The sequence below is a fragment of the Mesoterricola sp. JemC181 genome, assembly GCF_055384585.1.
The window spans coordinates 1,065,265-1,076,282 of the sequence record NZ_AP045076.1; the positions used below are offsets into that span (position 1 = coordinate 1,065,265).

Sequence of the window (11,018 nt, forward strand, 5' to 3'; positions counted from 1 at the left end):
ACCATCGCCAAAGGCAAAGCCTCTCCAAGCGCTCGAATCGCCTCCCTTGAAATCGCTCTGGTCCGAAGTTCTTAGCGGAATTGCGGCTCGATGCCTGTGGCAATGCGGATCTTCAGCGATTACTTCAAAAACGTAGTCATGTAAATATCCTTGACGGACCTATTGGCGGGCCTATGCTTGTGGTATGTACATCACAACGATTCCGAATAGAACATCGCCTCCTGCGATCCTTCTGCGGGAAAGCTTTCGTGAGGATGGCAAGGTTAAAAACCGGACTCTGGCCAATCTGAGTGACTGGGCTCCAGAACGGATCGAGGCCCTCAAGGTCGTCCTGCGCGACGGCAACCTCGCCACGGGCGCAGAACCGGAACTGGGGCCTTCCTTGCCCCACGGGCACGTGGCCGCGGTGCTTGGCATGGTTCGATCCTTGGGCCTGGACCGCCTGCTCCATGGCCGCCGGCACCGGATGCGAGAGCTCAGCCTCGCCCTGGTCGCCGGACGGATTCTGGAACCCTCCAGCAAGCTCTCCCTGGCCCAGGGACTCCAGCCGGGGGCGGAGCACTCCACCCTGGGCCAGGAACTGGTGCTGGGCGACGTGGACGAGAACGAGTTCTACGAGGTCATGGACTGGCTCCTGGAACGCCAGCCCCGCATTGAGGCGGAGCTGGCCAAGCGGCATCTGGGCGAGGGCTGTACGGTCCTCTACGACCTAAGCAGTTCCTATTTCGAAGGCAGGTGCTGTCCTCTGGCTCAGCACGGTTACTCTCGCGACAAGCGCGAGGATCGGCCCCAGATCAACTACGGCCTGCTCTGTAATTTCGAGGGTGTCCCGATCGCCATTGAGGTGGTGGAAGGCAAGGTCGGCGATCCCAAGACCGTCCCGGCCCAGGTGGCCAAGCTCAAGGAGCGGTTCGGGTTGAAGCGGGTTGTGGTGGTGGGCGATCGGGGCATGATCACCGAGGCCCGGATCCGGGAGGATGTCCAGGAGGCCGGCTACGATTGGATCACGGCGTTGCGCCACGGCAGCATCCAACCACTCCTGGCAGCCAGGTTGATCCAGCTCAGCCTGTTCGATGAGCGTGGGCTGGCGGAGATCACCCACCCTGACTATCCGGGAGAACGCCTTATCGCCTGCTTCAATCCCTTCATGAAAGAGGAGCGGGAACGGAAGCGGGAAATCCTGCTCCAGCTCACCGAAGCGGCCCTGCAGAAGGTGGAGGACGCCTGCAAGCGAGAGAGGAACCCCCTGCGGGGCAAGGCGGAGATCGGCCTGAAGGCCGGGGCGGCCCTGGCCCGGTTCAAGATGGGGAAGTATTTCAAGGTGCGGGTCGAGGACGACCGCATGGGTTTCCTGCGCAAGAGCGTGATCCTGGACCAGGAAGCCGCCATGGACGGGATCTACGTGATCCGTACGTCCGTGCCCAAAGAGGTGCTCGGCGACCAGGAGGCGGTCCTGGCCTATAAGCAGTTGGCCAAGGTGGAGCGGGCGTTCCGGACGCTCAAGTCGGTGGACCTGCAGGTTCGACCGATCTATCACCACCTGGAGCGACGGGTGAAGGCCCATCTCTTTCTCTGCATGCTGGCCTACTACGTGGAATACCACCTGCGCCAGGCTTGGAAGGGGCTCCTCTACCATGACGAGGATGGCAGCCAGCGGAAGACGCCGGTCGCACCCGTGGAACCCAGCGCCGCAGCCAAGGCCAAGAAGGCCTCAGGCCGCTCAAAGGACGGGTTCCCGCTGCAGACCTTCCGCGGCCTCATGCAGACCCTGGCCACCCTCTCCAAGGCCACCGTGCAACTCGGCCAGGATGGACCCACCTACCCGCGGACTTCGAAAATGACTAAGCTCCAAGCCAAGGCTTTCGACCTGCTCGGCCTCAAAGAAGTGTAGACAGTAGCGGTACCACCAAAATCCCCAAGAAGCCCATGTGCCTCAAGGGGATTTTTAATTATTCAGTATGGAACTTCGGTCTGGTCCTCGCTGTCTATCCCCTCCCTGAAGCGTCTCGGCGCATGTTGTTCGCTTGGCGCTGTTTCAACACAGGTCGGAACCCAGTGGGAGCGGGGCTAAATGCTGAAAATGTTTGTAATGGGGTCTGGAGATGACGATAGGAGGAGTCAATTGGCGAATATTAAGCGAATTATGGCATTTTCTCCATTCTGCTTGGAATGAACAAGGTGGGGGCAGGGGTTTGCCGCTTTCAATCGGGCGATTCTGGAAGGCAGGGGGCGGTCAGCATTGGGTCGTGGCAGAAGAGAAACGGATATCTTTCGGCATTAGCTTGGATGTAGGGGGTTCCAATTTGTTGTCTCAAAGGAAGGCGTGCCAACCAGTGCATCCCCTCAGGCACAATTAATGTTGAGAAAGGGGTCAAAGCTAACAAGTGCCGCTGTCGTGCTGACACGCTTGGTTAGTCACGAATGGGAGAGAACGGCTGTTGCCGATATCGGTTTTGGTAGTTTAAGCGCGTCAAAACGAGATTGCGCTCAGTGTTTAGGAACGGCATCACCCTGAGGAATAGGCGCCCGTTGAGAAGTCGCTTAGAGCAAGCCTGCTAAGCTAAATCCATTTTTACCATTCTGATCAAACGATCTGCGGGCATGACTTTAGAACTACGAATATTACTAGACATTTTCTGAGCAATCTCGTCTTCAGAGCCATCTTCCTCTTTAATGAAAATCATCTTTGCAAGATTGACCATCGTTCTGTAGTAAATGTCAGAGAAGGATTTTAGTGTGCCATCTTGAATGTTAAGAAATGAGTTGATATGACTTAAAAATCCGTCAAGCCATTCCATTCGGTTATTGTAATTGTCCATGATCCCTTCTGGATAAGATGCCATGCAGGCGATCAACCCGATATAGCAACAGTAGGCTTTATCTTGATTGAAGAATCTATGGAAAAGCTTCCTGTCTTTTTCTTGCATTCTGGCTTCAGCAGATTCCCTTGCCTCAGAAATTCGGCTCCCCAACTTAAAGAGAGCACCGTAAAGCAATTCGCACCTTTCCTGTTCGGATGAAAATTGCCTTAAAGTTTTAACATCAATGAGGTCATAGGCTGGTTGAAACATGCCCTGAGGGGAATTGTTTGAGAATAAACCAATTGCCAAGTGCTTAATTAGGCTGACGCTCGCTTTCGTTTGGTAAATTGATCCAACAATACTCGTAAATCTGTTGCCCTCATCCTCAATGCAAATGCCGTGCTTTGCTGCCAGTTTTTTAATGAATTGTGGGCGTAAATATTCAGCAAGGTCCAGATCGATTTTGGATATTGAATTCTGGGTGTTTGTCGACCTTGCAACATCCCAACTTTCCGAAGGGTCAGTTGTTTCAACAATTTTAACAGAGACAAATGCCTTATCTGAAAGCAGAGGAATGACGGCAGCACAGGTTGTAGTTTGGCACCCGTTGACGATCCCGCCATTGACAATCTTAAGCAAATGCCTTCCATCATTTTGGGTGCCCTGCGGAATGACCTTTTCGCCGCGAAAGGTAACCCCATTATTTCGTTCTAACATTTTTTCAGGCTGGTCTTCGAGGGTCTCCCATATGTCTACATTAACGGAGGTCCTTTCATCTTTTGAAAATTTTGGAATACCGAGAAAGTCTCGGATATTCTCAAAGAAGAGGCTTTCTCCATATTCCTCATATAACTTTCGAAGATTACTCGCGGGGATCACTCCATGAAATACATTTTGGTGTCGAATAAAGCCGCTTGGGCTCGACAAGAAGATCTCGCGAGGCGGTAGGAACTGACGCCGGTATAGATTTTTACTCATCTCAAATAAGTTATGCCTTTGGATAATATGAATCCTTCCATCGGCTTTTACCTGTTTATAGAAATGGTCAAAGGATGGGAAGCCAGCCCCTTCATATTTTTTTAATAAATTATCAATGTGTGATGCGGTAATTATTACATAGTGATTCTCTGGTTTGTCATAGGGTAGTGGCATGCCCTTCACAGAGTCACGCGGACCGCCGCTAATTCCTTCTATTCTGTAGAAATCATCAAATATTTCTGCCAAATGGTCCTTGGTTTGTATCGATAACTTGGATTGTCCATAAAGTTTCACATTGGTCCCAGGCATTTCCGAGACAAAATCAATTCCACCATCGTGACTTTTCTGATTCTTGAGAGGATCGCTGAACTTCGAAACAAACGTATCAATTGAAAAGGCTAATCCTGTTCCAAGTTTGTAAAATTTCTCACCCTTTTCAGTATTTGGGAGTAGGCAGAATTGTTCTTCGATTGCTTGACTGAAATTTTCCACCGACTCTAGATCACTGGGATACACAGGATCATTCAGTGACATCTTGCCCTCCACGAATTTGTTCTCGTTAAAAACGTGTGCCCATCATAGCGCAACCTTCCGTCTGGATCAGGATTGAAATTGCCAGGGAGTCACCTCGCTACTGATGGAACCACATCCGGACAGATCGGTCAGTTCAGGGACCCTTCCGATATACAATTCGGGTGCGCGTGAAACTCATCCTCAGGCGGCATAAACATTCGCCCGATATGGAATTGGGAGCGGTGGAGCTGGTGCTGAAACAGGCGGAGGCGTTGTCAGAAGCATGGGTCGCATAGGGGGTGAAACATGGCAAACCTAACCGGCATTGCAGGTGAGCATTTCGCGGCAGCAGAACTATCCCGACGCGGATTTTTAGTCGCACTGACGCGTGGGAATGCGCCTGGCATTGACCTCCTAGCACACCACCCCGGGAGCGGAAAAACGATTCGCATTCAGGTGAAGACCGCCAAGCCGAAGTTCCATACTGAATAATTAAAAATCCCCTTGAGGCACATGGGCTTCTTGGGGATTTTGGTGGTACCGCTACTGTCTACACTTCTTTGAGGCCGAGCAGGTCGAAAGCCTTGGCTTGGAGCTTAGTCATTTTCGAAGTCCGCGGGTAGGTGGGTCCATCCTGGCCGAGTTGCACGGTGGCCTTGGAGAGGGTGGCCAGGGTCTGCATGAGGCCGCGGAAGGTCTGCAGCGGGAACCCGTCCTTTGAGCGGCCTGAGGCCTTCTTGGCCTTGGCTGCGGCGCTGGGTTCCACGGGTGCGACCGGCGTCTTCCGCTGGCTGCCATCCTCGTCATGGTAGAGGAGCCCCTTCCAAGCCTGGCGCAGGTGGTATTCCACGTAGTAGGCCAGCATGCAGAGAAAGAGATGGGCCTTCACCCGTCGCTCCAGGTGGTGATAGATCGGTCGAACCTGCAGGTCCACCGACTTGAGCGTCCGGAACGCCCGCTCCACCTTGGCCAACTGCTTATAGGCCAGGACCGCCTCCTGGTCGCCGAGCACCTCTTTGGGCACGGACGTACGGATCACGTAGATCCCGTCCATGGCGGCTTCCTGGTCCAGGATCACGCTCTTGCGCAGGAAACCCATGCGGTCGTCCTCGACCCGCACCTTGAAATACTTCCCCATCTTGAACCGGGCCAGGGCCGCCCCGGCCTTCAGGCCGATCTCCGCCTTGCCCCGCAGGGGGTTCCTCTCTCGCTTGCAGGCGTCCTCCACCTTCTGCAGGGCCGCTTCGGTGAGCTGGAGCAGGATTTCCCGCTTCCGTTCCCGCTCCTCTTTCATGAAGGGATTGAAGCAGGCGATAAGGCGTTCTCCCGGATAGTCAGGGTGGGTGATCTCCGCCAGCCCACGCTCATCGAACAGGCTGGGCTGGATCAACCTGGCTGCCAGGAGTGGTTGGATGCTGCCGTGGCGCAACGCCGTGATCCAATCGTAGCCGGCCTCCTGGACATCCTCCCGGATCCGGGCCTCGGTGATCATGCCCCGATCGCCCACCACCACAACCCGCTTCAACCCGAACCGCTCCTTGAGCTTGGCCACCTGGGCCGGGACGGTCTTGGGATCGCCGACCTTGCCTTCCACCACCTCAATGGCGATCGGGACACCCTCGAAATTACAGAGCAGGCCGTAGTTGATCTGGGGCCGATCCTCGCGCTTGTCGCGAGAGTAACCGTGCTGAGCCAGAGGACAGCACCTGCCTTCGAAATAGGAACTGCTTAGGTCGTAGAGGACCGTACAGCCCTCGCCCAGATGCCGCTTGGCCAGCTCCGCCTCAATGCGGGGCTGGCGTTCCAGGAGCCAGTCCATGACCTCGTAGAACTCGTTCTCGTCCACGTCGCCCAGCACCAGTTCCTGGCCCAGGGTGGAGTGCTCCGCCCCCGGCTGGAGTCCCTGGGCCAGGGAGAGCTTGCTGGAGGGTTCCAGAATCCGTCCGGCGACCAGGGCGAGGCTGAGCTCTCGCATCCGGTGCCGGCGGCCATGGAGCAGGCGGTCCAGGCCCAAGGATCGAACCATGCCAAGCACCGCGGCCACGTGCCCGTGGGGCAAGGAAGGCCCCAGTTCCGGTTCTGCGCCCGTGGCGAGGTTGCCGTCGCGCAGGACGACCTTGAGGGCCTCGATCCGTTCTGGAGCCCAGTCACTCAGATTGGCCAGAGTCCGGTTTTTAACCTTGCCATCCTCACGAAAGCTTTCCCGCAGAAGGATCGCAGGAGGCGATGTTCTATTCGGAATCGTTGTGATGTACATACCACAAGCATAGGCCCGCCAATAGGTCCGTCAAGGATATTTACATGACTACGTTTTTGAAGTAATCGCTGAAGATCCGCATTGCCACAGGCATCGAGCCGCAATTCCGCTAAGAACTTCGGGCCAAGGGAGGGAAACAACCACGGGGGCGATGGATCATGAACCAGAAGGATGAGGACCAGGGCAAGATCCGCTCGGATGTCTTCATCTTCATCTACCTCCCGGTGTTGCAAGGTGATTTACTGCTAGCCCCGCCACCAGAATTTACAATCGTCTCAAGCAGGACTGTCGCCGCTCAAATTCATGCCGATCACGAAACCTGGCAGAATACTCCAGGGTTGAAAGGACAGGGCGCGTTGCAAAGCGTGAAGCAAAGCAAGGGTAGATTTGCCCACTGGCGCAAGATCTGGAGCAGGATCGTCGATGTCCAGGAAGCCCTCCAACCCGTGAGAATCGCAACCCTTGAAGCAATCACCAACACCATCGAAACGTGCAAGCAGGTTGGGCTCACCGATGCGGAAATCCAGGACAAGGTCTCAGAGTTCCTGGTCGCAAGGAATCGAACCAAATCTGCCTAACCGGGATGGGATTCTCGCTTCCGCCCATGGCGGCGCCTTCCCGAATCACGCTAAGCCCGCTGCGGTCCTGTGCCATAAACTTGGACATGGCATCATGAAATCCCCAAAAATAAACCCAGGTTAGGGATAAGCAATACAAGAACGCTAGACGAGCCTACCAATACCCCGAGGGGATTCAGAAGCCACGTGGACCATTTTGTATGGATTGTCCCAAGAGTCTTGACACTTTCAATACAAGGATGTTCTCGTTGGCTTAATAGTCAGTAAATCGGGTTCGCGGAACCCAGGCCTTCGGCTGGGTCGGTGCGATGACGCGCAACCCGATTTACGGTCTTGAACAAGCCCGGAGCGGCAGGGGCCGGCGCGACTGGGCTGCTATGGGCAAATCGAGCTTGGCAGGCCGCCTGAGGATGGTGGAAACGCCTTGGCCATCGTCTCCCTGACCTTCGATTTCACGCTCTGTTCTGGCCGCGATGGTTCCGCTCCTGTCCATGAGCAGACCCTCTCCAGCCCACCGTGGTGGCAGGTTGCGGCGCGAGAAAGCCTGGTCGTTGTGGGGACGGTCAGCATGGGGCGTCAACTTCGGGAGGTGCCCGGGGGGCGGTGGGATCCAGGCGGACCCGGTGGAGCATGCCGCCGCAGACAGGGCAGGCGCGCATCTCTTGCTCCAGCCATGTCACCGGGGATGGAGTTGCCTTGACCTTGGTCTCGCCCAGGGCCTGCCGGGCCTGGTCCAACAGACCTCCGGGCTGGGCGGCGGCGTAGAGGCCGGCGTGGCGGATTTTTCGGAAGCCCGGGGGGAGGACGTGCTGGACCAGGCGGTGGAGGAATTCCGGCGGCTCCAGGGTCGCGGTGAGGCCGTGCTTGGTGCGAAAGGTCACCTGGTCGTCCGTGACATCCACCAACCGGGAATTGGCGATGCCCACCCGGTGGGTATAGCGCCCGAGGTAATGGAGCACGTGGCCGGACTTGCGGAACGGCTTCTTGACGTAGGCGATCCAGCGCTTCTCTTTCACCTGTGCGATCAACTGGGCGTAGGCGGCCACGGTACGTTCCGGGAACTTGCCCCCATCCCGGGCGGCCCCCAGGGCGGCCAGGACCTTGCCGCGGAACACGTCGCCCAGCATCTTCAGGGGAAACAGGTAGCGGTGCTTGAGCCGGATGAAACGGCCGCCATCCAGGCTCAGGCCGCCGGTGCTGACCAGCGCGTGGACATGGGGGTGGAAGGCCAGTTCCCGGGTCCAGGTATGCAGGATCAGAGTCAGGCCAAAGGTCAGGCCCTTGCGGGTCCTGCCCAGCTCCAGAAGCGTATCGGCCACGGCGCGCAGCATGGCTTGGTAGACCTCGGCCGGGTGGAGCCGGGCCAGAGCCCGCAGTTCAGCCGGCAGGGTGAACACCACGTGGAAGTGGCCAATGGCCAGGATCCGTCGACTGCGCGCGGCGATCCACTTCTCCTGGGCCAGGGCCTGGCACTTCGGGCAGTGCCGGTCCCGGCAGGAGTTGTAGGCGATCCGCTCATAGTCGCCGTGCTCGCAGACCAGCTTGTGGCCGCCGAGGGCGGCGGTGCGGCAACGACTGATCGCGGTCAGCACCTTCTTCTGTCCCGGGGCAAGGTGATGCCTGGCCTCCAGGGCGGGGCGGTGCCTGCGGACGATCTCGCCGATGTCGAACCGGGGCCGGGGCCCCACGCCTCAATCCGGCAGGTCTTCCAACGGGCTGCGGATGGCAGCAACCTGGCTTGGTGCGACCTGGGTGTAGATCTGAGTGGACCGGATGCTGCCGTGGCCCAGGACAACCTGGATCCGGCGCAGGTCCTCCCCGTTCTCCAGCAGATGGGTGGCGAAGGCGTGGCGGAGCATGTGCGGACCCACGATCTTGCCGATGCCGGAGGCGGCTGCCGCGCACAACAGGGCCCGGCGCGCCGTCTCAGGGCAGATGGGGTTGCCCAACTTGGAGGCGAACAACCAGGGTTTCGGCGGCTGCTCGTGCTTGTAGTAGGTCCGCAGCAACCCGTAGAGCTTGCCGTCCATGGGCACCATCCGCTCCTTGCCACCCTTGCCATGGCGGACATGGATGACCTTCTGCATGGCATCAATATCACGGGTTTCCAGCAGGCTGGCCTCATTGATACGCAAGCCGGTGGCATAGATCAGGGTGAAGAACATGCGGTACTTGGCGGTCGTGAACCCGTCCAGGAGCCGCTGGATCTCAGGCCGGCCGAGGATCGAGGGCAGGTGCGCCTTGGCCTTGGGGATGGTGATCCAGGCCACCTTCTCCGGCTGGCCCAGTGTCCTTGAATAGAGAAATTTCAGGGCCGAGTAATGCTGCCCAAGCCGGGACGCCCCGACCGCCTGGCCGCGGAGATGGTCAACCCAGCGCCGAATCGCCTCCTGGCTCGCATCCGGCAGGTCCTGGCCGAGGAACTCCTCGAAACGCCGGGCCGAAGCGACATACAACTCGATGGTTCTTTCCGCCCGGCCCGCCATTCGGAGATCGCCGGAAAATCTGGACAGAGATACACTATCTGCACGCATGCAGTTCCTCCTTGGTTATGGGGACGGTGCTGACACACCGCCATAACCAAGGAGCCTGCTTTTATATACTTCCGCAAGTCCCCCGGTGAGCGACCGGACTGGACGGGCGTTTTTCACCCTGCCGCGAAGCGGCTTCGTTCAAGAGGAAACTCGTTTCACTTCACTTTCTGCTATCCCCCCCAACCCCCCAGGTTGACAATGCCGTCCGTCGACATCTGTTCAAGGTGGTGATTTCAAATCGAAGGCATTTGCCTCAAAAGGGGCTTGCGACAACGCCTAAGTTAACCAAGCTCAACCGGTGGTCAAAGTTTTCTACGACTCGAACGTTAAACCCTCGCGTAGGATAAGCGTTCACTATTACCGTAGAATTCCCTGAAAAATGACCCAAAGCAATTAGCGTTGGAGGCATCGGGCTTGCTTTCGTATTGGAAGGATCGAGATATTCAGGTTTAATCTCGTGGACAATTCCAATGAACTGCGCCAACAGCATTGGATATATTACTAATTTCTTGGCTTCTGCAAATGTTAAAAGCTGTTTATTGGCAACGCATACCCATGGCGCCTTCTGAGGCACCGAAGGTATGCTGCCAGGGATCACAACACCAACATCAACACAATATACGCCTTGGTCATGCGCGCTTTGAACCATTAAATTCATGTGAAGCTCGTAACTGGTTGGACCATTCACAACCATGATGCGGGAGAAGTTCCATGGGAAACCTCTTGTGCTAACCTTGGCGATAAAGTCGCTTTTGCCACCCGGGTTAATAACACTAATCGAATACCCAAGAGAGCGAAAATGCTCAGCAGTCCCAACTATGGAGCCTAGTTCTAGCAATTTGGATTGGTTGGAACCTAGTTGCATAAACGCAGTCGAATGCCGCCTGATAACTGCTTTGATGGCTTTTTGTAGCGCAATAATATCCATCATAATTCGGTCTTAATAAGAGTTATATAATTAAGTGCTATTAGGTCTTTGATCTGATTTTCTTGAAGAATTTTATCTAGTGCTCGGTTTAGGCTCCGGAGTTCCGAGTAGAATTCCCCATCCCTGGAGAAATCGGTCCCTCCGAACCTAATTCTTCCCACATCATTCTTTTCTAAAAGGGCGGCTGAGCTTTTAAGGATCCAATCGTTACTGCTTATGATGGAATATAGTTTTTTTATTCCTACAATAAAGATAATCCGATCAGATTTGTCGTTGTCAAACTCCACATCGGCTTCTTTGAAAATGCTAGGTAGTGCCCCTTTGACCGTTTCTGCATATGTCATTATTTGATCTTTAAGAGACCAAGGGAGTTCTTCCAATGTCGAGTTGAGTAATTGTAGACTCATGGCTGTTCCTTTGATGGATAAG

At 55.9% G+C, this 11,018-nt stretch carries 9 protein-coding genes; 3 read left to right on the forward strand and 6 right to left on the reverse strand.

Features of this window, described 5'->3' with window-relative positions:
* The first annotated feature begins 184 nt into the window (after positions 1 to 184).
* Positions 185 to 1,891 (forward strand): IS1634 family transposase, encoded by a 1,707-nt coding sequence (locus ACZ5MC_RS04770; RefSeq protein WP_464517149.1) that lies wholly within the window; start codon positions 185 to 187, stop codon positions 1,889 to 1,891.
* Between the two features lie 664 nt (positions 1,892 to 2,555).
* Here ACZ5MC_RS04770 and ACZ5MC_RS04775 read toward each other — a convergent pair.
* Positions 2,556 to 4,313: an AIPR family protein gene (locus ACZ5MC_RS04775; protein WP_464517150.1), complete on the reverse strand. Its 1,758-nt coding sequence runs from the start codon at positions 4,311 to 4,313 to the stop codon at positions 2,556 to 2,558.
* A 113-nt stretch (positions 4,314 to 4,426) separates the two neighbouring features.
* Between ACZ5MC_RS04775 and ACZ5MC_RS04780 the strand changes: the two genes are divergently transcribed.
* Positions 4,427 to 4,588 (forward strand): type I restriction enzyme endonuclease domain-containing protein, encoded by a 162-nt coding sequence (locus tag ACZ5MC_RS04780; protein ID WP_464517774.1) that lies wholly within the window; start codon positions 4,427 to 4,429, stop codon positions 4,586 to 4,588.
* 254 nt (positions 4,589 to 4,842) lie between these two features.
* Here ACZ5MC_RS04780 and ACZ5MC_RS04785 read toward each other — a convergent pair whose 3' ends face one another.
* Positions 4,843 to 6,549, reverse strand: a complete 1,707-nt coding sequence (locus tag ACZ5MC_RS04785) for an IS1634 family transposase (protein WP_464517151.1) — start codon at positions 6,547 to 6,549, stop codon at positions 4,843 to 4,845.
* 158 nt (positions 6,550 to 6,707) lie between these two features.
* Here ACZ5MC_RS04785 and ACZ5MC_RS04790 point away from each other — a divergent pair, with 158 nt between their 5' ends.
* Complete coding sequence (locus ACZ5MC_RS04790) at positions 6,708 to 7,127, forward strand: hypothetical protein (protein WP_464517152.1); 420 nt, start codon at positions 6,708 to 6,710, stop codon at positions 7,125 to 7,127.
* Positions 7,128 to 7,690: 563 nt separating this feature from the next.
* Here ACZ5MC_RS04790 and ACZ5MC_RS04795 read toward each other — a convergent pair.
* From ACZ5MC_RS04795 to ACZ5MC_RS04810, 4 genes are all read right to left on the reverse strand, one after another.
* On the reverse strand, positions 7,691 to 8,815 hold the full coding sequence (locus tag ACZ5MC_RS04795; protein WP_464516209.1) for an IS91 family transposase: 1,125 nt from the start codon (positions 8,813 to 8,815) through the stop codon (positions 7,691 to 7,693).
* Between the two features lie 3 nt (positions 8,816 to 8,818).
* Positions 8,819 to 9,661, reverse strand: coding sequence for a tyrosine-type recombinase/integrase (locus ACZ5MC_RS04800; protein WP_306598614.1), 843 nt, complete (start codon positions 9,659 to 9,661; stop codon positions 8,819 to 8,821).
* 253 nt (positions 9,662 to 9,914) lie between these two features.
* Positions 9,915 to 10,589 carry a hypothetical protein gene (locus tag ACZ5MC_RS04805; RefSeq protein ID WP_464517153.1) on the reverse strand — a complete coding sequence of 225 codons (675 nt, stop codon included), beginning with the start codon at positions 10,587 to 10,589 and terminating at the stop codon, positions 9,915 to 9,917.
* Positions 10,589 to 10,933 carry a hypothetical protein gene (locus ACZ5MC_RS04810; RefSeq protein WP_464517154.1) on the reverse strand — a complete coding sequence of 115 codons (345 nt, stop codon included), beginning with the start codon at positions 10,931 to 10,933 and terminating at the stop codon, positions 10,589 to 10,591. The genes ACZ5MC_RS04805 and ACZ5MC_RS04810 overlap by 1 nt, the downstream gene beginning before the upstream one ends.
* Between the last annotated feature and the right edge of the window lie 85 nt (positions 10,934 to 11,018).

Coding starts and splice junctions, on each gene's coding strand:
- ACZ5MC_RS04770 (WP_464517149.1), top strand. CDS start 185: ATGTACATCACAACGATTCCGAATAGAACATCGCCTCCTGCGATCCTT.
- ACZ5MC_RS04775 (WP_464517150.1), bottom strand. CDS start 4,313: ATGTCACTGAATGATCCTGTGTATCCCAGTGATCTAGAGTCGGTGGAA.
- ACZ5MC_RS04785 (WP_464517151.1), bottom strand. CDS start 6,549: ATGTACATCACAACGATTCCGAATAGAACATCGCCTCCTGCGATCCTT.
- ACZ5MC_RS04790 (WP_464517152.1), top strand. CDS start 6,708: ATGAACCAGAAGGATGAGGACCAGGGCAAGATCCGCTCGGATGTCTTC.
- ACZ5MC_RS04800 (WP_306598614.1), bottom strand. CDS start 9,661: ATGCGTGCAGATAGTGTATCTCTGTCCAGATTTTCCGGCGATCTCCGA.
- ACZ5MC_RS04805 (WP_464517153.1), bottom strand. CDS start 10,589: ATGGATATTATTGCGCTACAAAAAGCCATCAAAGCAGTTATCAGGCGG.
- ACZ5MC_RS04810 (WP_464517154.1), bottom strand. CDS start 10,933: ATGACATATGCAGAAACGGTCAAAGGGGCACTACCTAGCATTTTCAAA.